This is a genomic window from Cyanobacteria bacterium QS_8_64_29 (genome assembly GCA_003022125.1).
Classification (GTDB): Bacteria; Cyanobacteriota; Cyanobacteriia; order Cyanobacteriales; family Rubidibacteraceae; genus QS-8-64-29.
Genome location: PXQH01000001.1, coordinates 92096 through 118304, shown reverse-complemented (window position 1 = coordinate 118304; position 26209 = coordinate 92096). Strand labels below are relative to the sequence as shown.

28 protein-coding genes and 1 pseudogene are annotated in these 26209 nt (G+C 63.8%); 14 read left to right on the top strand and 15 right to left on the bottom strand.

Going from position 1 to position 26209, the window contains the following annotated elements:
- Positions 1–131: 131 nt before the first annotated feature.
- Positions 132–314 (top strand): chlorophyll A-B binding protein, encoded by a 183-nt coding sequence (locus BRC58_00600; protein PSP19637.1) that lies wholly within the window; start codon positions 132–134, stop codon positions 312–314.
- A gap of 83 nt (positions 315–397) precedes the next feature.
- Positions 398–577, top strand: a complete 180-nt coding sequence (locus tag BRC58_00595; GenBank protein PSP19636.1) for a chlorophyll A-B binding protein — start codon at positions 398–400, stop codon at positions 575–577.
- Here BRC58_00595 and BRC58_00590 read toward each other — a convergent pair.
- Complete coding sequence (locus BRC58_00590) at positions 536–1585, bottom strand: tRNA dihydrouridine(20/20a) synthase DusA (GenBank protein ID PSP19635.1); 1050 nt, start codon at positions 1583–1585, stop codon at positions 536–538. The genes BRC58_00595 and BRC58_00590 overlap by 42 nt on opposite strands.
- Before the next feature lie 55 nt (positions 1586–1640).
- On the bottom strand, positions 1641–2366 hold the full coding sequence (locus tag BRC58_00585) for a 2,3-bisphosphoglycerate-dependent phosphoglycerate mutase (GenBank protein PSP19634.1): 726 nt from the start codon (positions 2364–2366) through the stop codon (positions 1641–1643).
- Between the two features lie 210 nt (positions 2367–2576).
- Here BRC58_00585 and BRC58_00580 point away from each other — a divergent pair, with 210 nt between their 5' ends.
- The 3 genes from BRC58_00580 (at position 2577) to BRC58_00570 (ending at position 5594) form a co-directional block, all read left to right on the top strand.
- The gene (locus BRC58_00580; GenBank protein PSP19633.1) at positions 2577–3671 is read left to right on the top strand and encodes a hypothetical protein; all 1095 of its coding nucleotides are present in this window, start codon (positions 2577–2579) and stop codon (positions 3669–3671) included.
- A 120-nt stretch (positions 3672–3791) separates the two neighbouring features.
- A complete protein-coding gene (locus tag BRC58_00575) occupies positions 3792–5027 on the top strand; it encodes a 4-hydroxy-3-methylbut-2-en-1-yl diphosphate synthase (GenBank protein ID PSP19632.1) in 1236 nt (411 codons plus the stop codon).
- Positions 5028–5078: 51 nt separating this feature from the next.
- Positions 5079–5594, top strand: coding sequence for an inorganic pyrophosphatase (locus BRC58_00570; protein PSP19631.1), 516 nt, complete (start codon positions 5079–5081; stop codon positions 5592–5594).
- A gap of 48 nt (positions 5595–5642) precedes the next feature.
- Here BRC58_00570 and BRC58_00565 read toward each other — a convergent pair whose 3' ends face one another.
- Together BRC58_00565 and psbN are read right to left on the bottom strand one after the other, a co-directional pair.
- Positions 5643–5987, bottom strand: a complete 345-nt coding sequence (locus tag BRC58_00565; GenBank protein ID PSP19630.1) for a ribosome-associated protein — start codon at positions 5985–5987, stop codon at positions 5643–5645.
- 285 nt (positions 5988–6272) lie between these two features.
- Complete coding sequence (gene psbN, locus BRC58_00560; protein ID PSP19629.1) at positions 6273–6404, bottom strand: photosystem II reaction center protein PsbN; 132 nt, start codon at positions 6402–6404, stop codon at positions 6273–6275.
- 83 nt (positions 6405–6487) lie between these two features.
- On the opposite strand from psbN, the gene BRC58_00555 reads away from it, so the two are divergent.
- The 3 genes from BRC58_00555 to BRC58_00545 all read left to right on the top strand — a co-directional run bounded on the left by BRC58_00555 (position 6488) and on the right by BRC58_00545 (position 7832).
- Positions 6488–6703, top strand: coding sequence for a photosystem II reaction center protein PsbH (locus BRC58_00555; protein ID PSP19628.1), 216 nt, complete (start codon positions 6488–6490; stop codon positions 6701–6703).
- A 68-nt stretch (positions 6704–6771) separates the two neighbouring features.
- Positions 6772–7077: a twin-arginine translocase TatA/TatE family subunit gene (tatA, locus tag BRC58_00550; protein PSP19627.1), complete on the top strand. Its 306-nt coding sequence runs from the start codon at positions 6772–6774 to the stop codon at positions 7075–7077.
- Between the two features lie 140 nt (positions 7078–7217).
- The gene (locus BRC58_00545; protein PSP19626.1) at positions 7218–7832 is read left to right on the top strand and encodes a molecular chaperone DnaJ; all 615 of its coding nucleotides are present in this window, start codon (positions 7218–7220) and stop codon (positions 7830–7832) included.
- Here the strand turns inward: BRC58_00545 and BRC58_00540 are convergent.
- A complete protein-coding gene (locus BRC58_00540) occupies positions 7829–8530 on the bottom strand; it encodes a haloacid dehalogenase (GenBank protein PSP19625.1) in 702 nt (233 codons plus the stop codon). The genes BRC58_00545 and BRC58_00540 overlap by 4 nt on opposite strands.
- Positions 8531–8606: 76 nt before the next feature.
- A complete protein-coding gene (hppD, locus tag BRC58_00535) occupies positions 8607–9683 on the bottom strand; it encodes a 4-hydroxyphenylpyruvate dioxygenase (GenBank protein ID PSP19624.1) in 1077 nt (358 codons plus the stop codon).
- A 147-nt stretch (positions 9684–9830) separates the two neighbouring features.
- Here hppD and BRC58_00530 point away from each other — a divergent pair.
- Positions 9831–10978 (top strand): annotated as a pseudogene (locus BRC58_00530) (AI-2E family transporter).
- On the opposite strand, the gene BRC58_00525 reads toward BRC58_00530, so the two are convergent.
- Together BRC58_00525 and BRC58_00520 are read right to left on the bottom strand one after the other, a co-directional pair.
- Positions 10964–12886: a PAS domain-containing sensor histidine kinase gene (locus BRC58_00525; protein PSP19681.1), complete on the bottom strand. Its 1923-nt coding sequence runs from the start codon at positions 12884–12886 to the stop codon at positions 10964–10966. The pseudogene BRC58_00530 and the gene BRC58_00525 sit on opposite strands and share 15 nt — an antisense overlap.
- A 303-nt stretch (positions 12887–13189) precedes the next feature.
- A complete protein-coding gene (locus tag BRC58_00520; GenBank protein PSP19623.1) occupies positions 13190–14452 on the bottom strand; it encodes a phosphoribosylamine--glycine ligase in 1263 nt (420 codons plus the stop codon).
- Positions 14453–14562: 110 nt separating this feature from the next.
- Between BRC58_00520 and BRC58_00515 the strand changes: the two genes are divergently transcribed.
- Positions 14563–15525 carry a UDP-glucose 4-epimerase gene (locus tag BRC58_00515; protein PSP19622.1) on the top strand — a complete coding sequence of 321 codons (963 nt, stop codon included), beginning with the start codon at positions 14563–14565 and terminating at the stop codon, positions 15523–15525.
- Between the two features lie 2 nt (positions 15526–15527).
- On the opposite strand, the gene BRC58_00510 is transcribed toward BRC58_00515, so the two are convergent.
- From BRC58_00510 to folK, 3 genes are read right to left on the bottom strand one after another with little or no spacing between them, the layout of a single operon-like run.
- The gene (locus tag BRC58_00510) at positions 15528–16967 is read right to left on the bottom strand and encodes a deoxyribodipyrimidine photolyase (protein PSP19621.1); all 1440 of its coding nucleotides are present in this window, start codon (positions 16965–16967) and stop codon (positions 15528–15530) included.
- A complete protein-coding gene (locus BRC58_00505; protein ID PSP19620.1) occupies positions 16964–17518 on the bottom strand; it encodes an NUDIX hydrolase in 555 nt (184 codons plus the stop codon). The genes BRC58_00510 and BRC58_00505 overlap by 4 nt, the downstream gene beginning before the upstream one ends.
- 6 nt (positions 17519–17524) lie before the next feature.
- Positions 17525–18016, bottom strand: coding sequence for a 2-amino-4-hydroxy-6-hydroxymethyldihydropteridine diphosphokinase (gene folK, locus BRC58_00500; protein ID PSP19619.1), 492 nt, complete (start codon positions 18014–18016; stop codon positions 17525–17527).
- A 68-nt stretch (positions 18017–18084) separates the two neighbouring features.
- Between folK and BRC58_00495 the strand changes: the two genes are divergently transcribed.
- The 3 genes from BRC58_00495 (at position 18085) to BRC58_00485 (ending at position 22192) form a co-directional block, all read left to right on the top strand.
- The gene (locus BRC58_00495) at positions 18085–19278 is read left to right on the top strand and encodes an IscS subfamily cysteine desulfurase (protein ID PSP19618.1); all 1194 of its coding nucleotides are present in this window, start codon (positions 18085–18087) and stop codon (positions 19276–19278) included.
- A 344-nt stretch (positions 19279–19622) separates the two neighbouring features.
- A complete protein-coding gene (locus BRC58_00490; GenBank protein PSP19617.1) occupies positions 19623–21578 on the top strand; it encodes a ribonuclease E/G in 1956 nt (651 codons plus the stop codon).
- Entirely contained in the window at positions 21578–22192 is a 615-nt protein-coding gene (locus tag BRC58_00485; GenBank protein ID PSP19616.1) for a ribonuclease HII, read from the top strand. Before BRC58_00490 ends, BRC58_00485 begins: the two co-directional genes overlap by 1 nt.
- Here BRC58_00485 and BRC58_00480 read toward each other — a convergent pair.
- On the bottom strand, positions 22189–22779 hold the full coding sequence (locus BRC58_00480) for a hypothetical protein (protein ID PSP19615.1): 591 nt from the start codon (positions 22777–22779) through the stop codon (positions 22189–22191). The genes BRC58_00485 and BRC58_00480 overlap by 4 nt on opposite strands.
- Positions 22780–22972: 193 nt before the next feature.
- Between BRC58_00480 and BRC58_00475 the strand changes: the two genes are divergently transcribed.
- The gene (locus BRC58_00475; protein PSP19614.1) at positions 22973–23830 is read left to right on the top strand and encodes a prephenate dehydratase; all 858 of its coding nucleotides are present in this window, start codon (positions 22973–22975) and stop codon (positions 23828–23830) included.
- A gap of 3 nt (positions 23831–23833) precedes the next feature.
- On the opposite strand, the gene BRC58_00470 is transcribed toward BRC58_00475, so the two are convergent.
- The 3 genes from BRC58_00470 to tuf all read right to left on the bottom strand — a co-directional run bounded on the left by BRC58_00470 (position 23834) and on the right by tuf (position 26195).
- Positions 23834–24472 (bottom strand): ATP-dependent protease, encoded by a 639-nt coding sequence (locus tag BRC58_00470; GenBank protein ID PSP19613.1) that lies wholly within the window; start codon positions 24470–24472, stop codon positions 23834–23836.
- Between the two features lie 74 nt (positions 24473–24546).
- Positions 24547–24864 carry a 30S ribosomal protein S10 gene (locus BRC58_00465; protein ID PSP19612.1) on the bottom strand — a complete coding sequence of 106 codons (318 nt, stop codon included), beginning with the start codon at positions 24862–24864 and terminating at the stop codon, positions 24547–24549.
- Between the two features lie 101 nt (positions 24865–24965).
- Complete coding sequence (tuf, locus tag BRC58_00460) at positions 24966–26195, bottom strand: elongation factor Tu (protein PSP19611.1); 1230 nt, start codon at positions 26193–26195, stop codon at positions 24966–24968.
- Positions 26196–26209 lie beyond the last annotated feature (14 nt).

Below are 26209 nucleotides of genomic sequence, written 5' to 3'. Positions count from 1 at the left end.
GACGCCAGATTAGACAAGCAATCGTTACATACGTTAATAATGAGGTGGCCGCGGCAGTCGCTTGCCCTGCGCGCCTGGCTCCGATGCCAAGCAGATCGCTTGCAGCCAACTCGCACTAGAAGGAGGTCACTATGGCCGAGCAAAATTCCAATTTCCAACGGCAGTACGCTGACTACGCCCGCAAGTTCGAATTTGGCTCCAACCCAAGCGCCGAGCTGTGGAACGGGCGCCTAGCCATGATCGGCTTTTTGAGTGCGCTGATTGTGGAGCTCCTGACCGGTCAAGGCGTTCTGGATTTCCTGGGCCTGCTCTAGATCGCACCCGACCGAATCGGGCAACAATGGCAAGCGGCAGGGGGCAACCTCTGCCGTTCGCTTGATGTGGAGCTGGCAATCGGATGTTGGATCGCTCCCGCTGGCAGCAAGCTTACGGCGATTTGGCTACGCGCTTTCAATTTGGGTTTAGCCCTAGCGCCGAGGTTTGGAACGGCCGCCTGGCCATGATCGGCTTTGCGAGCGCGATCGCCATTGAGGGCTTAACCGACCAGGGCTTGCTCCACTTTTGGGGCTTGCTCTGAGCTATCCGGCTCGGGAGCGGCTGGCGCAACCCGGGCTAGCGCCTCGCGCACCAGCGCCGAGCCAGAGGTGGCGCGATGCGCGTTCTCGCTAAGGTGGCACCGCCAGGCCTTGGCGCCGGGCCGGCCGCAAAATAGGTTCAACATGGGCTGGGTCAGGGCAACCAGCTTGGCACCTCGGGCCATCCATTCATCAATGTAGGGCAGCATCGCCTCGACCGCTTCCTGGCGGGTTGAGGGCGCGCTCGCATCGCCGTAAACGTAGCGATCAACAAACGCCAGCAGGTACGGGTCGTCGCAAGCCACCCGCCCCATCATGACGGCATCGACAAACCGCAGGTGATGCTGGATTTGTGCCAGCGTCGTAATGCCGCCGTTGGTCTCGATTGTCAGGTGGGGAAACTCGCGCTTGAGTTGGTGGATCTCGGCGTGGCGCAGCGGCGGGACGTTGCGATTTTCGCGCGGGCTCAACCCCTGCAACCAGGCCTTGCGCGCGTGGACGGTAAAGCGCTGGCAGCCGGCCTCGGCAACAATGCGGACGAAGCGCGCCAGATCGGCGTAGCGATCTTGATTGTCGATGCCAATGCGATGCTTGACCGTTACCGGCAGGGTCGTTGCCGCGCGCATTGCGCTAACGGCGCGCGCCACGCGCTCGGGTTGCGCCATCAGGCAAGCCCCGAGCTCGCCTTGCTGCACGCGATCGCTGGGACATCCCACGTTGAGGTTGAGCTCGTCATAGCCCCAGTCCTGGGCAATGCGAGCGCACTCGGCAACCGCCGCCGGTTCGATGCCGCCGATTTGCAGCGCAAGCGGCCTCTCGCGCTCGTCAAACCCCAGCAGCCGCTCGCGGTCGCCGTGGCGGATGGCGGCCGCGGTTACCATCTCGGTGTAAAGGAGCGTGCGGCGCGTTAGCTGCCGCATGAAGTAGCGAAAGTGGCGGTCGGTGCGGTCCATCATGGGCGCCACACTGACCGCATGGTTGGGGCTAGCGGAACTAGCTAAATCGGGCATGCTGCTCGGAGCGATCGCCCCTAGCTCAACTGCTCGTTCAGCCTAGCGCAGCCCCTCAGGCCGAGCCCGTTGCCGCCATGACCGAGTCATCGAGGATGGCTTTGTCCATGACGCGCCCCTCGGCATCCAGCTGATAGACGATGGGCACGCCGGTCGAGAGCTCCAGGTTGGGGACTTCCTCCTCGCTCAGCCCATCCAAGGTCATGACAATGGAGCGCAAGGAGTTGCCGTGAGCGGCAACCAAGGCGTTCTCGCCATTCTGCAAGTTGGGCAGGATGCGCGAGCGGAAAAAGGGCACGGTGCGGGCGGCATTATCTTGCAAGCTCTCGCCGCCGGGCGGGCGGCTGGCGTAGGAGCGCCGCCAGCGCCGCACTGTTTCCTCGCCCATATCGCGCACGGTTTTGGCCTTGTTGAGCCCCTGCAAGCTGCCGTAGCAGCGCTCGTCAAGCGCCCGGCACAGATACACGGGCATCTCTCGGTCGGGATCGCCTTGGTAGCTATCCCATCCCTGCCAATCGGAATCGTCAGCTTCGTGCCGCAGGACCGGGCTTTTGAGGCCGCAGGTGCCTTCGCACTCGGTCAAGCAGATCACCGCCGTCTCGATGGCGCGGATGAGCAAGCTAGTAAAGCAAATATCGATGCGGTAAGGGCTGAGCTTGGCTGCTGCTCGCCGCGCTTCGTCGCGCCCCTCGCGGCTCAGCGGGACATCAACCCAGCCTGTAAAGCGCCCCTGAGCGTTCCAAGTGCTTTGACCGTGGCGGATCAGAATGAGCTGCGACATGGGGGTAGCGCTGGCAGCAGTGGCTCTTGCGTGCGCGGCCGTTGGGATTGTTCAACTGCTAAGCATACCAGATACCAACTGGGATGAGAATGCCGTGATCGCCGAGTGAAACGATCACGCGCAGCAGCGGCATTACCGGGTCGCGCGCATCGCCATCAGCCACCATGGTTGGGAAGGGCAACCATCCAGTGCTAAGGAGCGCAAGCAGCCGTGGCAGAACGCGCCCGACAATTGCTGGTGGGCTCAATGGCCCCTTGCAGCGGCAAAACGGCGACGATCGTGGGACTTGCTTGCCAGCTGCAACAGCGCGGCATGGCGATTGCCTGCGGCAAACCCCTAGGGACCACCCCTCAGGACGGTGCGGCAGCGACGGAGGAAGCAGACCTTCAGTTCATCCAACGAACGCTGGCCCTACCGCCCGAGCGCTGCTACCCGCCCATCTTGCAGCTGGATTCCCCCACCGTCGCCCGGCAATTGCGCGGTGAGGGGCCGCGCGATCTCGAGGATCGCTTGCAGCAGTACGCCGCGCAGTTCCGAGGCGATTTGACGTTGCTGGAGGGGCCGCAAACCCTGGCGGCCGGTGCCGCGTTCCAGCTGTCGTTGCCGCAAATGGCAGCGGCGCTGACGGCGGATGTCGCGCTTGTGGCGCGCTACGACGCGTGCCAACTGGCCGACGAACTCCTGGCCGCCCGAAGTGCGCTGGGGGAGCGGCTGCTGGGGGTTGCCATCAGCGACGTTCCGGCCGAGGCATTGCCCAGTGCCACCACCGAGCTCGTGCCGTATCTGGAGCGCTCGGGCATTCCGGTGTTGGGAGCACTCCCGCGGCAGAGCTTGCTGCGCGGGGTCAGCGTGCGCGAGCTGGCCCAGCAGCTCCAAGCCCAGGTTCTCTGCCGCCGCGATCGCCTGGATCTGATGGTGGAAACCTTGGCCATTGGCGCCATGAACGTCAGCTCGGCCATCCAGTACTTTCGCCAGCGCGCCAACTTGGCGGTCGTGACCGGCGGTGATCGCAGCGACCTGCAGATGGCTGCCCTCGAGACTGCAACCACGCACTGCCTAGTGCTAACCGGCGGCGTGCGGCCGCGGGATTTTGTCCTGGCGCAAGCCGAGCGGCTGGAGATTCCGGTGCTATCGGTGGATCGCGATACGTTGGCCGCGGTGGAGACCGCCGATTGGGCCTTCGGTCAAGCGCGCTTTGCGGCGCTGGCGAAAGTGCCGTGCGTTCGGGAGCTGATCGGCACCCATTTCGACACCGACCGGCTGTTGCGCAGTCTGGGGTGGGAACCAGCCGTCCCAACGCCATAAGCAGGCGGCTGACCTCGAATCGCGCAGCCCCGCTTCGCATCTGCTTGTCCCATCGGCCAAAATGGGAACAAGCTAGCTGCGGCTGGCATTAGCGCTAACTTGCAATCAACCAGGTAGGTCATGCAAACGCTGCCGAAATCGGACGCTGGCACTGAGGCGCCCCAAACTGATACCGCCATCCACCGCCGCAAGACCCGCCCTGTTCCGGTGGGCAACGTCACCATCGGTGGCGGCCACCCTGTGGTGGTGCAGTCCATGATCAACGAGGACACCCTCGATGTGGAAGGCTGCGTTGCAGCCATTCAAAACCTGCACCAGCAGGGCAGCGAAATCGTACGCGTTACGGTGCCTAGTCTGGCGCACGCCAAGGCGCTCGCCCAGATCAAATCGCGCTTGCAAGAAAGCTATCAGCCCGTGCCGCTGGTGGCCGACGTCCACCACAACGGCATGAAGATTGCGCTCGAGGTGGCCAAGCACGTCGACAAAGTCCGCATCAATCCCGGTCTCTACGTCTTCGAAAAGCCCAAATCCGGCCGCACGGAGTACACCCAAGCCGAGTTTGATGAAATCGGCAACAAAATCCGCGAGACCCTGGAGCCGCTGGTTGCCACGCTGCGCGAACGGGGCAAGGCCATGCGCATTGGGGTCAACCACGGCTCGCTAGCCGAGCGGATGCTGTTTACCTACGGCGACACGCCCGAGGGCATGGTGCAGTCCGCCCTCGAGTTCATCCGCATTTGCGAATCGCTGGATTTTTACAACCTGGTGATCTCGCTCAAAGCCTCGCGCGTGCCCGTCATGCTGGCGGCCTACCGTTTGATGGTGCAGCGCATGGACGAGCTGGGGATGGATTACCCGCTCCATTTGGGCGTCACTGAAGCCGGCGACGGCGAGTACGGGCGCCTCAAATCCAGCACGGGTATCGGCACCCTGCTGGCCGAGGGCATCGGCGATACCATTCGCGTTTCACTGACCGAACCGCCCGAGAATGAGCTGCCCGTTTGCTACAGCATCCTGCAATCGCTGGGGCTGCGCAAGACCATGGTGGAGTACGTGGCGTGTCCCTCTTGCGGTCGGACGCAGTTCAACTTGGAGGAGGTTCTCCAGGAGGTGCGCGAGGCCACCAGCCACCTCAAGGGGCTGGACATCGCCGTCATGGGCTGCATTGTCAACGGACCCGGCGAAATGGCCGATGCCGACTACGGCTACGTGGGCAAGCAGCCCGGCTACATTGCGCTCTATCGCGGCAAGGAAGAAATCAAGCGGGTCCCGCAAGAGCGCGGCGTTGAGGAGCTCATCAACTTGATCAAAGCCGACGGGCGCTGGGTCGACCCGAATGATGCCCGGACCAGCTAAAATGCCCCAGCGGCGCGCCGTTACGCTTGCAGAGTTGCTTGGAGTTAAGTTTTGGATCTATCGCGCATCCCCGCCCAACCCGAGCCCGGAACGATCAACTTGGCGATCGAGATTCCGGGCGGCAGTAAAAACAAGTACGAGTTCGACAAGGACCTCAACGCGTTCGCCCTCGATCGGGTGCTGTACTCCTCCCTGCAGTACCCATACGATTACGGCTTTGTCCCCAACACGCTCGCCGACGATGGCGATCCGCTCGATGGCATGGTCTTAATGGATCAGCCCACCTTCCCGGGGTGCATCATCCCGGCGCGCGCGATCAGCATGCTGGAGATGATCGACGATGGCGATCGCGACGAGAAGCTCTTGTGCGTGCCCACCGAAGATCCGCGCTACCAAAACGTCAAGTCGCTGGCCGATATAGCCCAACACCGCCAGGACGAAATCGCCGAGTTTTTCCGTACCTACAAAAACTTGGAAAACAAGGTCACCGAGATCTTGGGCTGGAAGGACGTCGAGCAGGTCAGCACGCTGGTGGATAAATCCGTCAAGGCCGGCAGTCAAGCTTAACCGGGATAGGGCCGCTCGTGCCGATGCCGGCCGAGCGGCTTCCCAGCGCTAGTGCTGCTTGGTGTGGCCGTGTTGGCGCTCGTTCAGCTCGTTCAGGCGGCGGCGGGCCGCCTGGAAGGCATCGCGGATGACCGCCTCGAGCGGGGCGTCGCGGCTGCCTTCGCCAGGATTTTTCGCTACGGCAATCTCGTGCCCGGGCGGAACGGTAGCGTCAATGCGCACCCGATAAGGCGAACCGCTACGCGGCTGCTCGTGGACTTTTTCCACCGAGACGCGGCAGCTATCTAGCTGGTTGCAAACTTGCTCGAGCTTGGCAACCTTGTCGCGAATGAGCGACTCTAGCGCCTCGGTTTTGTCAACGTTGCGGTAGTCAACTTCGAGCGGTACCTGCATGGTTAATCCCCGCTGCCGTGCTAGCGATAGGCTGTCTTGGCGGCAAGCTTATGCAGTCCGGTTGGCCTGGCATTGCCCCCTGCATTGGGCGCCCGTTAAAACGGCTTGCCGGTTCTTAAGGCTGAACGCCGTCGGGGTGGGCGCTTTATCCAGGCACGCAGCTAGCAGCCACACGCTCAGCCAGCTGCAAGCACTGGGGCACGAACGTTGAGCGAACGAGGACCCCGGATTGCACTGACCCCTATGGGCAATGGGCGAACTCAACTCCAGCCGATCCGGCCGCTGCTACTCCTCGTGCTCTTCAAACGGGTCGCTCAACTCAGCAGCCGGCGGCCCAAAGGCCATGTAAATGGCATACCCTGTGACGCCAACGACAACCGCCGCAATGGTGACGCTAATGGCGGTTGCTGGTTCCATAGGAACGATGTGATTGATAAGGTCTCCTTCTTTTATAATTTTACATGCCCTTAAAGAGCGCGACGAGCACCCTCGGTATTGCTATGCCACAACGCACTTGGTTGGGTGACATTCTCAAGCCACTGAACTCCGAATACGGTAAGGTCGTGCCCGGCTGGGGGACGACGCCGCTGATGGGCGTTTTCATGGGGCTGTTTTTTGTCTTTTTGCTCATCATCCTGCAGATCTACAACTCGTCCCTGCTAATCGAGGGGGTCGAGGCAGACTGGCGCAGCTTGAGCCAATCTCTAGGGCAATAGCAACCTAGCAGTCGGGCCGAGCGCCCCGACCGCAGGTTAAGTGTCGAGCGCAAGCGAGGAGCGCCCTCATGAACGTCTTTGGCGTTGGATTGCCGGAGATGGCCCTCATTTTTGCCGTTGCGCTGCTGGTATTTGGGCCCAAAAAGCTTCCTGAAATTGGGCGCAGCCTAGGCAAGGCCATGCGGAGCTTTCAGGATGCGTCCCAATCGTTCCAGGACCAGTTCCGGCAGGAGAGCCAGCAGCTGCAGGAATCCGTCCGGATGACCGCAGAGCTCGAATCGGATCAATCCCAATCCCCTCAAAGCAGCGATAGCGCGCAGAACCCGTCTGCCAATAGCACTGCGAACGGTACGGAAGCCGCTCGCAACGACTAGGCGATCCGGCGTGAGGGGGGACGCCTGGGCCGGTCGCGTTCGGGCTAGACTGAATGGTAGCCCCCTAGGGGGCTATCGCTATGGCGATATGGGCGGCTGGATTCGGGCGAGCGCCCTGGCGGAAGTCTCGGAGGTTACCGATGAGCGATCGCAATCCCTACGCCGAACTTGGGGTCGCGGAAGACGCTTCTTTCGAGCAGATCCAAGATGCCAAAAATCGCCTCATGCGCGAGCACAAAGATGACAGTGCAGTTTTGGAGAGCGTCGAAGCGGCCTACGATGCGATCATCATGGAGCGCTTGAAGCAGCGCCAAGAGGGCAAGATCAAAGTCCCCGAACGCATCCGGTTTCCGCATCGCGGCGCTCAGGAACCCACGCAATCCAAACCATCCCCGGCCAGTGCCCCACCGAGCTGGTTCCAGCGATCGCTCGATACCCCCTCGCGCGACGACATTCTCATCCCAGCGGCTATCTACATCCTGCTGAGTGCCGTTGCGCTTTTTTACGAGCCCAGCCAAGGCTCGGTCCTGCCGCTGCTAGTTGCCCTGGGGTTCGGCGCTTGCCTCTATTGGCTCAACCGCAAAGAACAGCGCTTTGGGCGCGCGCTTGCGATCTCGCTAGTCAGCTTGATTGCGGGCATCGGTATTGGAACGGGGCTGGCCCAGACGGACCTGACCGCCGCATTGGCAACCGACCAGTTTGCTGCCCTAGTGGCGTTTTTTACCTTCTGGCTGACCGGCAGCTTTCTGCGCTAGCCGGAAGCAACGGCTGAGGTGGCGGTCGCAACGGTCTCGATGGCATCGCCCAAGCTGTCGGCAAGGCAATCGGGGCGGTAGCGCTGCAGCTGCTCGCGATTGCGGATGCCGCACAGAACCCCAATCGATCGGACCCCATTGGCCCGGGCGGCCAGAATGTCGGCCTCGGTATCGCCCACCATCCACACCTCCGAGGCCGGCGGTAGCTCGGCTAGGGCGCGAGCCATCAGGAGCGATTTATCGCGCACGTCGCCGGTTTTGACGGCCGCGTTGCCCAAGCAGTAGCACTGCTGCGGCGGGAAAAACCGCTCCAGCCCGAAGCGATCCAGTGCAAACGCTAGTTCCTGATGGCGGCGCATGGTGAGCACGCTCAAGGCCATGCCCGCTCGCTGCGCTCGCTCCAGGACGGGGATGGCGTCTGGCTGCAAGCAATCGTGAATTAGATAAGGCAAGGTGTGAATGTTGACGCGCCGCAGGTGGGCAAAAATCTGGGCTTGAGCCTCGTCTAGCCCCGACATGCGGCCGATGCGGCGCTCGGGGACGCGCGCGCGCTTGAGCTGCCAGAACCGTTCTTTAGAGAGCGCGCGCACGGGTTGCCCGGCTTCGCGTGCCTGCTCCAAGCAGAATCGATAGACCCGATAGTAACGGTCGGAGACATCAACCAGCGGACCGTCAAAATCGGTAATGAGCCGGATCATAGAGCAATAATTCTTAACTGGCCGCTACAATTCTATCGGGTTTGGCTCGCAAGGGCCCATTCGCAGGCCGTTGCCCCTACAAGCTGGCCCGCTTGAGCTGCTCCCGTTCCATGGCTTCAAACAGCGCTTGGAAGTTGCCCTCACCAAACCCTTGCGCTTGCTGGCGGCGCTCGATCAGCTCAAAGAAAAACGTGGGGCAGTGGAAAATGGGCTGGGTAAAAATTTGCAGCAGTAAGGGAGACGCCTCGGAGTGCCCGTTCGTTTCGGAGCGCTCGCAATCGACCAGGACTTGGGCTTCGGCGATCACTTGCCACTCGCTGGGCGAGAGCGGTAGTTGGGGCGAGCGGGCCTGCAGCCGCTCGTAGTAGGCCTCGGGGACGGGCAAAAACGGAACGCCCGCTTGGCGGAGCTCGCGCGTCGCCTGCGCAATGGGCTGCACCTGCAGGGCCAGATGTTGCAGCCCGGGGCCGCCGTTGGCCTGCAAAAATTCCGCAATTTGCGAATTGGCCGAGCTGGGCTCGTTGATGGGGAGGCGAACGCCACTGTCGGGATGGACCATGACCTGGGAGTACAGGCCCGATTGTTGGGTTTGGATGCTAAAGCGCTGCTGTCGCTGGAAGCCCAAGGTCGCCTCGTACCAAGCAGCGGTGGACTCGAGCGCTCCGGCCGGGACGTTGACCACAGCGTGGTCGATGCCGCTAAAGGTGACCTCGGGCGCTGCTGGGGCAGAAGCGGCTGGGGAGCCCTCGCTCCAATGGGGAAGGGGGGGCGTGCTGCCGCTGCGCTCGATTAGCGTGTGCGCAATGCCAGCCGGGCTAGCCAACGAGCACCATCGCAGCGTCCCCTGCGGGTCCGACTGGGTCTGAATGCGCCCGCGATCGCCGCCCGAGGCGCAATAGAAGTCGATGTCGGCAACGCGGAAGGCCAGCTCGGCAACCCCCGGCGGGCGATCAGCCAAATAGGGCGCCACCGGACTGGCAGGCGAGCGCGGGGACGAGAGCGCCAGCGTCACCGGGCCGCTGCGCAGGATCTCGGTGTCCGTGTCGGTGGCGCAGCTGCCGCTGGCAATGGGGACAAAGCCCATTGCATGCGCGAACCAGCGGCGCCACCGCGGGGCATCGTCGAGGTAGAAGTGAACGTGGTCAATCTGCATCGGCCGGATCGGCATCCTGGGTGCGATGGCTGGCTGCGCCGCCCCCCAGTCAGGGTAGCCTGTTGCCGGTTGGCACTGGCAGCCCGAGCGAGCCCCGAGCGGTTGCTATGCTGCGGTCGTATTGATGGAGCGAGGCCACGGCAAGCAATGGCTGCACGACTGTCGCCGTTCCAAAGATTTTTGCTGACTTGACTGCTCATCCTGGTAACGGGTTGGGTGACCGTCAGCACGCTGGATCACGTCAGCGGCCTCATCGGCTTGCTGCTGACAGCGGCCCTAATCGCGTTTTTGTTCAACTACGCCGTTGCCGGCTTGCAGCGGCTGTCCCTCCCGCGCGGGATCGCCATTCCGCTGGCCTAATTCCGCTGGCCTATCTGGCCGCCATTTTGGTTACCACGTTGGTGGGCTTTACGGTGGTGCCGCCTGCCATCGATCAAGGGCGGCAGCTGGTTGCGCGCTTGCCGGCCCTGCTCGATGACTTGCAGCGGCAGCTAGCGGCCGCTCAGGCCTGGGCGGAAGCCAACGATTTGCCCGTTGATTTCAAACCCATCGCCGATCGCGTGATCGAGCGCCTGCAGAATCAGTTTCAAAACATTGCCTCCACCGGCTTTGGGGTGGTGCTGGGCACGTTCAACTGGGTCATCGAAGCCATTTTGATCGTGGTGGTCTCGTTCTACATGCTGCTTGACAGTGCCCGCCTCTGGCGCGGCATCACCTTGTTTTTGGCACCGCCCATCCAACAGGAGCTCACCCGCGCGCTCCAGCAGAACCTGCAGCGCTTTGTCACCGGGCAGCTGTTGCTAGGGAGCTTCATGGCGGCAACCCTAACGCTGGCGTTTCGGGTGTTGGACGTTCCCTTCTTTTTGCTGTTCGCGCTGTTTGTGGGCGCCCTAGAGCTCATCCCCTTTATTGGGGCCACCATTGGCATCGGCACGGTTACCCTGCTTGTGGCCTTTATCGATGGGTGGCTGGCACTGCAAGTGCTGGCCGTGTCGGTCGTCGTGCAGCAGTTCAAAGACAACTTGGTCAGCCCGCGGGTTATGGGCAACCTCACGGGGCTATCGCCCGTGGTCATTTTGGTCGCGTTGCTGTTGGGCGCGCGCATTGGTGGGCTGCTGGGCGTCATTCTGGCCATCCCAGTAACGGGGGCTCTCAAGAGCTTGACCGATGTCATCGCCGATCCGGCACTGCCGCCGCAAACGGGGGCGTTTTTCAACAACCCCTTGCAGCCCAAGCCCTCTGCCGCGGCGTTGAGCCCGTCCGAACCGAGCCAGCCCGCCTCAGGAGGAAGTTAGCGGCATATCGGAAGGCTGCTCGCTCGATTCGAGCTCGGCAGTCGCATTGGCTTCGCCATCGTGCGGCTGGTAAACGGGCAAATCGAACCAAAACGTGGTTCCGAGCCCGACCTCGCTCTCGAGGTGGATCTGGCTGTGGTGCTTCTCGACAATGTTTTTGACAATGGAGAGCCCCAAGCCGGTCCCCTCGAGCGTGTGAACCCGATCCTCGACCCGATAAAAGCGATCGAAGATCGCCGCTTTGTCCTCGGAGGCAATCCCAATGCCGGTATCGGCCACGGCCACGCGCACGCGCTCGCCTTCGTAAGCATGCGCCCGCTCGCCATCGAACCGGTAGGCGCGCAGCGTGACCTGCCCACCGGCTGAGGTGAACTTGAGCGAGTTGCCCACCAAGTTAGTCAGCACCTGCAACAGCAAGTCGTAGTTGCCCCAAACGGGCGGCAATTGCGATTCGAGCTCCGATTTGAGCTCGATCTCGCGTTCTTGGGCATTGAGGTGGTAGTTGCGGACGGTTTGCTCGATGGCCTGGGCCAGATCGATGGCGCTGAAGCGATAGCTTCTGCCCGACTCCAGCCGCGAGAGATCCAGCACGTCATTAACCAGGCGCGTGAGCCGGTCGGCTTCGTGGTTGGCGGTTTGCAAGAACTCCTGGCGTTCCTGCCCGCCCAACTCCTCGCCGTACTCGTTGAGGGTCTCAACGAACGATTTGATGTTGAACAGCGGCGTCCGCAGCTCGTGCGAGACGTTGCTGATGAACTGGCTTTTGGCCGCGTTGAGCTCTGCCTCGCGGGTGATGTCTTGTACTGTCATGGCGATGCCTTTGACCCCTTCGCGGGATTGCCCGAACACTTGGGTCAGCAAGATGCGGACGGTGCGCTGGTTGGGGGCATCCAGGGTGATGCGGAATTCGCCGCCGTCGCGCCACTGCGAGCCATGCTCGGGTCCCTCGGTGTGGGTGGGGTCGCTGCCTTCGGGCTCGAGCGTTTCGCCCGCCGCAATGCGGTAGAGCGGTTGGGTGATCTCGACCGTAACGGCCGCCGGCAAGTGGTAGAGGACGTTCTCACCGACGGGATCGCGCTGCTGCCAGCCAAAGATACGCCGCGCCGTGGGGTTGACCAACATGACCTGTAGGTTGGCATCGAGCAGAACGGCGCCATCGGCAATGGTCGAGACTAGGGTGTCCAGCTTGGCCTTTTCGGCAGTGAGCTCCTCGATGTTTTGCTCTTCGTAACGCTTCAGCCGCTCGGCCATGTGGTTGAAGCTGGCAATGAGCTCGCCCAACTCCCCGCCAAAAGGCAACTCGATGCGCTGCTTGAAGTTGCCGGCGGCGATGTTGCGCACGCCCGCCACCAGCTCTTTGATAGGTTTGGTAATCGTGAGTGCATTGAACACGATCCCCAGCAGCACCAGCGCCCAAATGGCAATAAAAACCGCGATGGTAACATCGCGGGTCAGGTTGGCAGAGGCGACTACTGTGGGATTGGGATTGATGCCCAAGGCCAAGACGCCCAGGTACTTGCCTTCGTGGCGCAGCGGCACAAAGACATCCGTCACTTCCCCATTGGGGGTCACATGCTGGCGCACGAACGGTGCCTCGGAATCGGCAGCGTAGCCCTCAGGCAGCTCGATCCGCCGCTGGAGCGTTAGCTCGCTCTGCGGTTCCGACTCGGAGAAGGGAACGCCAAAAAGGATTTGGCCGCTCTCGTCGGCGTAGAGGATGTAGCGAACGCTTTCGGTGCTGCGGTAAAAGCGTCCCGAGAACTGAGCGACGGACTCCAGATCGCCCTCGGCGATTGGGGGCGCCACGTTGGCAGCCAGCAGCAACCCCAAATCCCGCCCAAAGCGGGTGTCGTTCATGCGGGCATCCTGCTGGATGGCATTGACGGCCCAAAAGGTCAGGCCGCTCATGACCAGCGATACCACCAGCGTGGCAACGCCCAGCAGGCGGGTCTGGAGGGTAAAGTCGGCCCACCAGCGGGCGATGGCGTCTCGGATTCGGCGCAGGAGTGCCAACAACAGTGGGTGTAGTCGCTAGCGCGTTTTAGGGGTGCGGCCGCAGCCGCCTGACGGCAACGCATTTTGCCCGCTAGGGCAATTGCGGGCGGCCGCTCGGCAGCCGCTGCGAGATTAAAGTTAGGGAATCTTTGTTCCCTTAAGTTTATCTTAATATAAGTTTATATCAGATTTGACAGCGCGCGATCGCCCGGCGCCTTAGCTGAGGCGATCGCCGATGTCGCGGCGGTAGTACTTGCCAGCAAACGCGATGCGCTCGGTCGCAGCATAAGCCTGGGCGCGCGCCCGCTCGAACGTCTCGCCAGTGGCCGTCACGGCCAGGACCCGACCGCCAGCGGTGACGCATCCCCCCTGCTCGGTGTGCTGGGTTCCGGCATGAAACAGCACCCCCCCAGCCTGCTGCGCCTCAGCTAGACCGGTGATGGCATGGCCTTTTTCATAGGCACCGGGATAGCCTTGCGCGGCGGTTACGACGCAAACCGCTCGCTGGGGATACCATTGCAGCGCTGGTACTGCTGCCAGCCGACGCTCGGTACAGGCCAGCAGCAGCTCATCCAGCGGCGAGCGCAGCAGCGGCAGTACGGCCTGGATTTCGGGATCGCCAAAGCGGCAATTGAACTCCAGCACGCGAGGCTCGCCTTGGGGGGTCACCATCAAGCCGGCATAGAGCACGCCCCGATAGTCAATGCCGCGCGATCGCAGCGCGCTCACGGTGGGTTGCAAGATCTCCTGCTCGATGCGCGCCATTAGGGCGCCATCAGCCAGCGGTGCGGGCGCGCAAGCCCCCATGCCTCCGGTATTGGCCCCCGTGTCGCCCTCGCCAATGCGCTTGTAGTCCTGGGAAGGCAGCAGCGGACGCACGGTCTGCCCGTCCGTGAGGGCCATGACCGTGAGCTCGTCCCCCTGCAAGCACTCCTCAACGACCAGCGCGGTATGGCCCTGTTGGAATAGCTCGGCGATCGCGGCCTGGGCTTGCGCCACCGTCGTAGCAATGACGACGCCTTTGCCCGCTGCCAAGCCGTCGGCTTTGACAGCCAGGGGCGCGCCCTGGCGGCGTACGTAGTCATGGGCAGCGGTGGCATTGGTGAACGTCGCGGCGGCTGCGGTGGGGATGCCGGCCGAGGCCAGCAGATCCTTGGTCCAAGCCTTGCTGGCCTCGAGCTGCGCGCCTGCTTGGGTGGGACCGAAGGTGGGGATGCCGCGCTCGTGCAGGTAGTCGGTTAACCCCTGTGCCAGCGGTCCTTCCTGTCCGACCACGGCCAGCTCGATGCCGCGCTCCTGCACGCAGCGCGCAATGCCGGCGAAATCGTCGGCAGCGAGGGCAACGTTCTGACAGCCGGCCGTCCGAGCAGTCCCGCCATTACCGGGCAGGCAGAAGGCGCGCTCGATGTGCGGCGATTGCAATAGCTTCCAGGCCAGCGCGTGCTCGCGCCCCCCACTCCCAATGACGGCAACCTTCATAACCGCCCCGCAAGTGTCCGCTCAAATTGTAAGCTGCTGCCGGTGCTGGCTGGACGCGGCCCGGTTGCCACGAGCCGCTAGAATCCAGTCCGTCCGTTGCAAGGGGGACCATGGCAACCCATCTAGTAACTGGTGCTGCCGGTTTTATCGGCTCTCACGTGGCCGAAGCGCTGCTACAGCAGGGCGAGCGCGTCATCGGCATCGACAGCTTCAACGACTACTACGATGCAGCGCTCAAGCGCCAAAACGTCGCGGCGCTGCAGTCCCATGCGGCGTTCGAGCTCATCGCGGGCGAGATTCAGACGCTCGATTGGCCGGCGCTGCTGGCGCAAAGCTCGACGGTATTTCACCAAGCGGCCCAAGCAGGCGTACGCGCCAGTTGGGGGCAAGGCTTTGGGGACTACACCGAACGCAACATCAATGCCACCCAGTGCATGCTGGAGGCCGCCAAGCATGCCTCGGGGTTGCAGCGTTTTGTCTTTGCCTCCACCTCCTCGGTCTACGGCAATGCCGAGACCCTGCCCACCCCCGAGTCGGTTTGCCCGCAGCCCATCTCCCCCTACGGCATCACCAAGCTGGCTGCCGAGCAGCTCTGCTGGCTCTACTGGCAAAACTTCGGCGTTCCGGCGACGGCGCTGCGCTACTTCACCGTCTACGGCCCGCGGCAGCGACCGGATATGGCGTTTCACAAGTTTTTCCGGGCCGCGCTTGCCGGCGAGCCCATCGCCGTTTACGGTGACGGCCGGCAGACGCGCGATTTTACCTTCATCAGCGATGCCGTCGCTGCCAACTTGGCGGCCGCGCAAGCCCCAGAAGCGGTAGGGCAGGCCATCAACGTCGGCGGCGGCAGCCGCGTCGCGCTGACCGAGGTGCTGGATGCCATCGAGCGGACGGTCGGTCGGTCGCTGCAACGTCGCTACGCCGAGCGCGCCATGGGCGATGCGCGCCATACGGGGGCCGATGTCTCGCGGGCGCATCGGGTGCTGGGCTATCGACCGCAAGTGCCGCTAGAGTCCGGATTGCAGCAGCAGTGGGCCTGGATGCAGGCCACCTATGAGGCTGCAACCGGTTAGCGTTAGGCATCGGCAGCCGCTTTTTGCTGCTGGTAGCGCGCTTTGAACGTGCGCTGCTGCTGGTGGTGGTCGACAATGGGGGGCGGATAGCCGCAGCGATCGCGCTCGGCCTCCGGGATGTTGCCGCTAACGAGCGCTTCCGGCTCCAGCGATCGCAGCTCCGGCACCCAAGCGCGCACGTACTCGCCTTCAGGGTCGAACTTGCGGGCCTGGGTAGTGGGGTTGAACACGCGCAGCGGCTTGGGATCGAGCCCACACGAGGTACTCCATTGCCAGCCGCCGTTGTTGGCAGCCAAATCGCCGTCAAAAAGCGCTTGCATGAAGTAGCGCTCGCCCCAGCGCCAGTCAACGAGCAGATCTTTGGTCAAAAAGTTCGCCACGATCATGCGGCAGCGGTTGTGCATCCAGCCCACGGCATTGAGCTGGCGCATGGCGGCATCCACAATGGGATAGCCCGTTTGCCCGGCGCACCACGCCGCGAAGCGCTCGGGATCGTTGTCCCACGGAAAGCCCACAAACACTCGCCGGTAAGGTCCATCGGCCAGCTTGGGGAAAAAGTACAGGGCATGCTGGTAGAACTCGCGCCAGGCCAGCTCCTGCTGCCAGGCTTGCACGCTGTGGCTGGCTTCCTCGCTGCGGCTGGTGGTGCCTGTGGCGCTGGCCGCCTGCCACACCTCGCGAATGCCGATGGCCCCCAGTTTGAGCGCGGCACTAAGCTGGGAGGTGCCTTCAACCGCCGGGAAGTCGCGCTGCCAGCCGTAGTCGCCCAAGGCGCGATCACAAAAGGCGGTCAGGCGCTGCCGCGCTGCCGCCTCGCCCGGTGCTAGCGGCAGCTCACCGCGCCAGCTAAAGCCCAGCTCGCGCTCGCTCGGCAGCGACCGGGCACCGGCTGCTTGGGCGGCGCGCCGCTCTTGCTCGCTCAACCCCTGCGCTGCCTCCAAGGCGGCCGCGGGTGCTGCCTTGGGCTGGCGCTGCCAGTTGCGGGCAAACGGCCCAAAGACCGTATAAGGTTGGCTGCTCGATTGCGTCCGGATCTCGCCGGGGGCATGCAGCAGCTGGTCCCAGTAGCCGTGCGCGGCAATACCGCGCTCGTGCAGGGCCTCGCCCACGGCGCGATCGCGAGCTCGGGCGTAGGGCTCGATATCCCAATTCCAAAAGACCGCGCTGGCCCCAATCGCCGCCGCGAGCGCTGGAATGCCGCGGCTGGGGTCATCGTACAGCACCAGCAGCTCGCTGCCCGCTTGCCAGTAGCGCTGCTGCAGCTCGCGCAGGCAACCTAGCAGGTATGCAACACGGGCAGGGGCCACTGCCGGTCCCAGTAAGGCCGGGTCAAAGCAAAACGCGCCCACCACGCGCTCGCTTTGCCGGTGGGCAGCGGCCAGGCCGATGTTGTCGGAGGCGCGCAGATCGCGGCGGTGCCAAAACAGGACCCGCTCGCTCATGCCGCCTCCAAATGCGGGCGCGCCAGCCAAAAGCTACCGATGGATTTGGCATCCACAGGCTCGCCAGCCCGAATGGCATCCTCGAGCGCCTGGGGCGTTAGGGTCACGATCTCGATGTCCTCATCGGCATCGCCGCTGGGAGGCGCAGCTAGCAGCTCCAGCTCGCGTGCCAGGAAGGCATAGATGTATTCGTCCGAATAGCCGGGCGCGAGGGCAAACTCCCCCAGCGCTTGCCAGCGGTGGGTGCGGTAGCCAATCTCTTCCTCAATTTCGCGCGCGATGGTGGTGGCGGCGCTTTCCCCCGGTTCGAGCGTTCCGGCAGGAAACTCCAGCAGCCGGTCGCTGACGGTGAAGCGATACTGCCGCACCAGCACCAGCTCGCCTTGGGACGTTACCGGTACGGCCAGGGCGCCACCGGGATGGCGGATGCACTCCCAGTCGCCCTCGCTTTGGTTGGGCAGGCGCAGGGCATTGACTTCAAAGTCGAACTTGCGGCCTTGGTAGCGCAAGCGCTGCTTGAGCAGCTGCGGCGGTTCCGAGCCGGGGGGCATGGCAGGTCAGAGCGGGCATACGCCGGACCAGTCTAGCGCTTGCGCCAGCGAGGCCATGGTTTGCCCCGAGACGGGATGCCGCCAGTGGGGGGCAATCTCGGCTAGCGGCACCAGCACAAAGGCCCGCTCGGACAGGCGCGGGTGCGGCAGCTGCAACTGGGGCGTGGCCGCGATCACCTGTCCGAATAGGATCAGATCCAAATCGAGGACCCGCGGTCCCCAGCGCTGCTGGCGCTGGCGCCCGAACTCGGTCTCGACGGCCAGCAAGCGCTCGAGCAGCGCTTTTGGCGGCAGCGTGCTGGCCAGCAGCGCGCTGCCGTTGACGAAGGCGGGCTGGGGCGGCCCTATGGGGACGGTGCGATACCAGCGCGAGCGCTGCTGCACGGTCAGCTCGGGCTCGCGCTCGAGCCGCGCGAGGGCGCGCTCCAAGATCGCTTGGGACTCGCCCAAGTTGCTACCGAGCGCGATCGCGGCCGTGTCGCTGTTGGGGGCGGCCATGGGCGCAGCATCCAGCAGCGGCTCGATACACTAGAAATCAACTTAGCAAGCGCCGTTGCAATGGCCCCATGTCGCATCCCATCTATCTCGATTGCCACGCCACTACACCCGTTGACGAGCGGGTCGTGGAGGCCATGCTGCCCTATTTCAACCAACGCTTTGGCAATCCCGCCAGCGGGGTTCACGCCTACGGCTGGGAAGCCGAGGCAGCGGTCGAACGCGCCCGCCAAACGGTGGCTGAGGCCATTGGGGCCACCCCCGATGAGATCGCGTTTACCAGCGGCGCTACTGAAGCCAACAACCTCGCCATTAAGGGAACGGCCGAGGCGTACTTTCGCCGCGGCCGCCACATTGTGACGGTGCAGACCGAGCACCGCGCCGTCCTCGATCCCTGCAATTACCTGGAGCAGTTGGGGTTTGAGGTCACCTACCTGCCTGTGAATGCCCAAGGGCTGCTCGATCCCCAGCAGGTGGCGCAAGCCCTGCGCCGCGATACGGTACTGGTTTCGGTCATGGTGGCCAACAATGAGATTGGCGTGCTGCAACCGATTGGCGAAATTGGGGCTATTTGCCGGGAGCACGGGGTGCCGTTCCACACCGATGCCGCCCAGGCGATCGCCCGGGTACCGCTGTCGGTGGATGCGCTGGCAGTGGATCTGATGTCGCTGACCGCGCACAAGGCCTACGGTCCCAAGGGAATTGGGGCGCTCTACGTGCGGCAGCGCCAGCGGCGCGCGCGCCTGGCACCGCAGATGCACGGCGGCGGCCAAGAAGGCAACTTGCGCCCCGGAACGCTCTATCCGCCCCAAATCGCGGGCATGGCCAAGGCAATCGAGCTGGGCTGCGCTGAGATGGCAGCGCGGGCGCAACACCAGCGGCAGCTGCGGCAGCGCCTGTGGGCCCAGCTGAGCGCAGCCTTGGACAGCCTTTATCTCAACGGCCACCCCAGCGAGCGCTTGCCGGGCAATCTCAACATCAGCGTTGCCGGTGTTGATGGTTTGTCCCTGCTATCGGGGGTGATGGCCGTAGCGGCCGTGTCTGCGGGCTCGGCTTGCAGCTCGGGCTCGAGCGCCCCTTCCCACGTTCTGAAAGCGTTGGGGCGCTCGGATCGGCTGGCGCGCGCGTCGCTGCGCTTTGGCATCGGGCGCGACAATACCGCCGAGCAGATCGATCGCGTCGCTCGCCAGACCGTCGCGACCGTCCGATCGCTGCGCTCGGCCGAGACAGTTGCCGCCGCGAAGCCAACTTCCTCTGGCGGCTAGCTTGCCAGTAACGCCTACAGCCGTTACGGTCAAAGGCAATCCCGCCCGTTCCAGCCAATGCGGCGCGACTGGCGCAACGCTCCGGCGCTCGAGAGTGGCGATCGCAACGGCTACAAGGCGCGCTGACAGGCGCTCCCGGCGTTGCCGCGCGACTGGATGGCAGCCCAGCGGGCACTAGCGGCTGCCCGTGCGAATCAAGGTTGTCCGGCGCCCAACTCCGGCCTGCGGCGAGCGCTGCATTGACTGGCGTGGGGATGCGTCTTGGCTAATTTTTTTGGCGACTGAAGGCACCAGCCGCTGCTGGGGCTGCTGCTGGATTCGGTGAACCGTTTTGAGGAAAATGCATGCCCAAGCAAATCGTCATTGCGGAGCAGTATCACGTTGCTGCTGTCTTTGCTGAGGATCGCATCGACGAGTTTGTCGTTGCAGCCGGCAAACAGCAGGTCGGCGATATCTATCTCGGGGTTGTCGAGAACATCATCCCCGGCATTGATGCGGCATTCGTCAACATCGGCGATGCCGAGCGCAACGGCTTCATGCACGTTACCGATTTAGGGCCGCTGCGGCAAAAGCGCAGCGCGGGCACCATCACCGAGCTGCTCGTGCCGTACCAAAAGGTGCTGGTGCAGGTGATGAAGGAACCGACCAGCACCAAAGGGCCGCGGCTGACCGGCAACATTACGCTGCCGGGGCGCTACGTCGTTCTCATGCCCTACGGCAAAGGCGTCAATCTCTCCCAGCGCATCAGCCAGGACAGCGAGCGCAACCGCTTGCGCGCGCTGGGCGTTTTGACCAAGCCAGCCGGTATGGGGTTGCTGGTGCGAACCGAGGCTGAGGGCCAACCCGAAGAAACCATCGTTGAGGATCTGGAATCGCTGCAATCGCAGTGGGAGCAAATCCAGGAGCAGGCCGGCACGGCCAAGCCCCCTGCCCTACTGACGCGCGACGACGATTTCATTCAGCGGGTTTTGCGCGATAGCTACTCCAGCGACGTCAACCGCATTGTGGTCGACTCTGACCCCGCGCTCAAGCAAGTCAAACAACAGCTAACCAACTGGAATGGGGGGCAAAAACTCAGTGGGGTCGTGCTTGATCGCCACCGCGAGTCCCAGCCCATCCTGGACTACTTCCGCATCACAGCCACCATCCGGGAGGCGCTCAAGCCGCGCGTAGAGCTGCCCTCGGGCGGCCACATTGTCATCGAGCCCACCGAGGCCCTAACCGTCGTCGATGTCAACTCCGGCTCGTTTACGCGCTCGGCCACCGCGCGCGAGACCGTATTGTGGACCAACTGCGAGGCAGCTTGGGAGATCGCCCGCCAGTTGCGCCTGCGCAAAATCGGCGGGGTGATTATTGTCGATTTCATCGACATGGAGTCGCGGCGCGATCAGCTGCGCGTGCTGGAGTACTTCGACCAGGCCCTCCAAGCTGACAAGGCCAAACCCCAAATCGCCCAACTCTCCGAGCTGGGCCTAATCGAGCTGACCCGCAAGCGCGAAGGCAAAAGCTTGTACGAGCTCTTTAGCCAAACCTGCACCAGCTGCGAAGGACTGGGGCACCTGGCGCGCCTGCCGGGCGAGCCGGATGGCGAGCGCCCGAGCGGGCCCCAGCAGCGACCGAGCCTGAGCGAAGCGAAAGCAACGGATGGGGTCCCCGCGGCTGGCGACGATGCCGGCAGCGATCGCGATTTGGAGTTGCTCAACCATCCCGACTATCGCGGCCGGCGCGGGGGCGAGCGGCGCGGTTCCCGCCGGCGCCGCAACGGCAAATCCGGAACGAGCAAATCGAGCGGCGAGGCCAGCCCCCCAAACGAGTCCGCATCCCAAAAAGCCACAGGGAGCGCCCGCAGCCCCCGCGGCAAAGGCAAATCGCGCTCGGAGCGCAACCAAACGCCTGCACCTGCTTCGGAGACTAGCCCAACAGAGGCTGATGGGGGGACCGGCAAATCCCCGTCGCGCAGTCGGGTGCGCTCGGATCGCAGCGCCGCCTCGGACAAAGCGCCCCTGGAAACGGTGACTGTGGAGATGACGCCGCAGGAACAGCAAGTCTATGCCCTGATGGGCCTTTCGCCGCTCGTTCGACTGGATCGCGAAATTAGCAACCCGCAATCGGTGGTTGCCCAAGTGCGGCCCCCGGCTGAGGCGAGCGCTGCTCCCGCCGCCTCTGCTCCGCAAGCGGCAAGCGGGGATAGCAACCAACCCTCGAGCGGTTCGGCGCGCGAGCGCTCGACCGTGACGCCCCCACGGCGCCGGCGGCGCCGCCGCAGTGCCAGCCAGGATGGCAACGCCACCCAGTCCTAATGCCGGCGCAGCAACCGGGCGATGCCCTCGTTGCGGGCGTGGATGAGGTCGGCCGCGGGGCCTTGTTTGGCCCTGTCGTCGCGGCAGCAGTGGTCTTACCGGCCTCGGCCTCGGGCGAGCTGGTCCGAGCGGGCGTCCGCGACAGCAAGCAGCTCTCGGCGCAACGGCGGCAGGCCCTGGTCCCCACCATCGGCAATGTGGCCCGCGATTGGGCGGTGGCCAGCGCGAGCGCCCGCGAGATTGATCGGCTCAACGTCCGCCAGGCCGCCCGATTGGCGATGGTGCGTGCGGTCGATGCCTTGGCCGTGCGTCCCCAGGCTTGCTGGATTGACGGTCGGGAGCAGCTTCCCGAGCTGGCGCTGCCGCAGCGCAGCTGGATTCGCGGCGATGCGCGCGTTGCCGCGATTGCCGCCGCCAGCATTGTGGCCAAGGTTTGCCGGGACGAGTGCATCGCTCAGCAAGCCCCCACCTATCCGGCCTACGACCTAGCCGCGAACAAAGGCTATGGAACGCGCCGCCACCGGCAAGCCCTACAGCGCTACGGCCCCTCGGACCAGCACCGCCGGTCGTTCCGTCCCTGCCAACAAGCGCCAGCAGCGTCCCATCGGGATTAAGCCGGCGGCCGTTCCGCCCTCGAGTGCGGTAGCAAGCCCATCCCGCCGGAGGCCGCCTCGCTCGCCCACTGTTGGTAGTCGGCAATGAGCGGGCCGCGCAAGCGCTGCGCCATGCGCGCCAGGATGCTTTTGAGCAGTCCGTTGCCGGTTCGCTGCAGCCACGGGCGCGGCGTTAGCTGCAGCGGAGGCGGCAGATCGACCGTCACGGTTAGATCTGCTTGGCCCCGCAGGCAAGTCGTTGCCCCGTTCTGCTCGGGCGCGAGCTGGCCGCGAACGGCTAGGCCAAAACGAGCGTTGATGTAGTCGTTGCCTCGGATCTGGCAGTCCCGCGATCGCAGATGGAGCGTCCCATCGCTAGTTGGGGTGACCTGGAGCTCTACCACCGGCTGAAAGCGATACGCCATGAGGCTAATGGGCCGCATGGTGAGGCGAAAGCGCTCGGGCGAGAGCTGCACTACCGGATTGGGGCGGGCGATGGCGTGTACCAAGCGCTGGGGTTGGCGCAGGTAGTGGCGAATGGGCACCGAACGCTCGCGAACGGGAATGGCAACGCGCTCGGTCGCGCTAAAGCGGATGGAGTCTGTCATTAGGCTGCGGCCCAAAGCGCATCAGGGGCTGCCAGGCTGCTGGCGCGACCGGTTGGCAGCGTGCCCTTAATCTCATAATAAAATTTTACATCCGGATTCGGCCGTTCCCGCGCGCAATCGACAGGCAAGCGGTATTGGGAAATACTGGAGCATGGCACTAGCTAGCGCTGGTGGCAGCAGGAGGCGCTCGGCCATGACAACCTCCATCGCCCACCTCGGCCCTAGCGGAACGCACGCCGAAACGGCCGCTTTGGCTTACGCCCGCTGGCTGCAACAAAACCGGGACTGCTCGGGGTGGCTCTGCCCCTATCCCAGCATCACCCAAACGCTGGATGCAGTCGCCCGCGGTGAGGTTGCGTTGGGGATCGTGCCGGTCGAGAACTCGATCGAAGGGAGCGTTGCCATCGCGCTGGATAAGCTCTGGGAACTGGAGGTCCTCCAGATTCAGCAAGCCTTAGTGCTGCCGGTGGCGCACGCGCTGCTGTCCCATGCCCGCTCGCTGTCGGCACTGCGAACGGTTTATTCGCACCCGCAGGCTCTGGCGCAGTGCCAGGGCTGGCTGGATCGCTACCTGCCCGAGGCCCAGCTCATCCCCATGCAGTCGACAACTGAAGCCCTAGACGCACTCGCCCGCGAGCCGCAAGCCGCCGCGATCGCTTCGCCGCGCGCTGCCCGGCTCTACAACCTGCCGGTGCTGGCCGCCGAGGTCAGCGACTACCCCGACAACTGCACCCGCTTTTGGGTCCTGGGCCTGCAGCCTGCTACTAGCGGCCGCTACGTCTCGCTGGCTTTTAGCGCTCCGGCCAACGCACCAGGCACCCTGGTCAATCCCCTGTCGGCCTTTGCCCAACGCGATATCAACCTGACGCGCATCGAGTCTCGACCCACCAAGCGCTCGTTGGGCGAATACCTATTTTTTATCGATTTCGAGGGCGATACGCACCAACCTGCGGTTCAGGCTGCCCTAGCGGAGCTGCGAGCCCATACGGAGGTGCTCAAAATCTTTGGCAACTACGATGTGTTGCCCGTGCGCGATCCGCAGGCTCAGTGAGCGCTAGTCGCCTAGGGCATCCTTGAGGGCTGTCCGAGCCGCCAAACTGTCGCGCGTGGCCGTCAGGAGCTGCGACAGGCGTTGCAGGCGGGCAGCCGTATCCTGCATCTCCAGCAGGGCCTGCTGCTCGCTAGCGACCCCGTGCAGGTTGCTGGCAACCCAGTAGGACAGTTCCGTCGGCAGGCTGGGCAAATCCTCGGGCAGCTCCATCGTCCGGTCGGTCAGCTTGGCCGAGAGCCGCACCACATCGCGCAGTTGCTGCTCCAGCTCGCTGGCTAGCGGCTGCAAATCCCGCTCGGGCGAGTGGTCCTCGATCCACTCCACCAGGCCCACGCGGTAGGGTTTCTCGCGGACGTACTCTAGCAAGCGGAAGCGCTGCTGCCCCACCGTCAGCACGTTCATGCGGTCGTCAGCCAGGCGCTGGTGTTGCGTCACTTCGGCACAGCAACCCACGCTCGCGATTTCGCCGCTGCTGGGATCGACCATCAGCACGCCAAAGCGCTTGTCTTCGGCCAGGATCGTGTTCATCAAGATCCGGTAGCGAAATTCAAAGACGTGAAGCGGCAGCGGTCGCCCTGGAAACAGTACGACCTCCGGTAGCGGAAACAGCGGCAGTTCTCGAACGGCAATGGAAGCAGCCATCGTCCCTCAGCAGCAATCGGGGGTGCCCAACCGAACGATAGCGAACGGGACGCCCGCTTCGTAGGCCGCTCGCCCTAGAGCTTGACTTCAATGTCGACGCCAGCCGGCAGATCCAGCTTCATGAGCGCGTCGATGGTTTGCGAGGACGGTTGGTAGATGTCGACGATGCGGCGGTGGGTGCGGGTCTCGAAGTGCTCGCGCGCGTCCTTATCGACGTGGGGCGAGCGCAGCAAGCAGTAGACTTTGCGCTTGGTCGGTAGCGGAATGGGCCCGATCGCGGTGGCGTTGGTGCGGTTGGCCGTATCGACAATCTTCTCGCAAGAGGTATCGAGCAGGCCGCGATCGAAAGCCTTGAGGCGAATGCGAATTTTTTGCTGCTGGATGGTTGCCATGGCGGTCTATCCGGTTCTGCCGAGAGCGACAAACGAAGGCGCGAAGGAAGCTGGCGCGGTGCTCGGCCGCTCCCCTCCCTCGCGCCCTCGCTGGGGGCGAGCTAATTGACGATCTTGGTGACGACGCCGGCCCCGATGGTGCGCCCGCCTTCGCGGATGGCAAAGCGCATGTTTTCTTCGATCGCCACCGGATAGATCAACTCGACCGTCATGCGGACGCGATCGCCGGGCATGACCATCTCGGCTTCGCTGCCGTCATCGCCGGTGAAACCTTCGATCGTGCCGGTGACGTCAGTCGTCCGCATGAAAAACTGCGGGCGATAGTTGATGAAAAACGGCGTGTGCCGGCCGCCTTCATCCTTTTTGAGGACATAAACCTGGGCCTCAAACTTGGTGTGCGGCGTGATCGAGCCGGGCTTGGCGATCACCATACCCCGCTCGATACCATCCTTTTCCACGCCGCGCAGCAGCACGCCGACGTTGTCGCCGGCAATGCCTTCATCCAGCGTCTTCTGGAACATCTCAACGCTGGTGACGGTGGTCTTGCGCGTTTCTTGCACGCCCACCAACTCGACCTCGGTGCCTGGGGTGATTTTGCCGCGCTCGACGCGGCCGGTGGCCACGGTGCCGCGGCCCGTAATGGAGAAAACGTCCTCGACCGCCATCAAAAAGGGCTTGTCGACATCGCGATCCGGGGTGGGAATGTGGTCGTCCACGGCATCCATGAGTTCGTAGACTTTATCCACCCACTCGTTGTCGCCGCGCTGGATGCTGGGATCCTGGGAGAGCGCATCGAGGGCGTTGAGCGCCGAGCCGCGCACGATGGGCGTTTCGTCGCCGGCAAATTCGTACTCGCTCAGCAGCTCGCGGATCTCGAGCTCGACCAGCTCGAGCAGTTCTTCATCGTCCACCTGGTCCTGCTTGTTCAAAAAGACGACCAGGTTGGGAACCCCAACCTGCTTGGCCAGCAGGATGTGCTCGCGCGTTTGGGGCATGGGCCCATCGGCTGCCGAGACCACCAAAATGGCGCCATCCATCTGGGCGGCGCCGGTGATCATGTTTTTGACGTAGTCAGCGTGCCCGGGGCAGTCAACGTGGGCGTAGTGGCGGTTGTCCGTTTCGTACTCCAGGTGCGCGGTGTTGATGGTAATGCCGCGCTCTTTTTCCTCCGGAGCCGCATCGATCTCTTCAAACTTCCAGCTGCGGCCTTGGCCCACTGAGGCCAGGGACAGCGAAATGGAAGCGCTGAGGGTCGTTTTGCCGTGATCGACGTGGCCGATCGTGCCGAGATTGACGTGCGGTTTGGTCCGTTCGAACTTTTCGCGTGCCATGGGTCGTTGCTTTC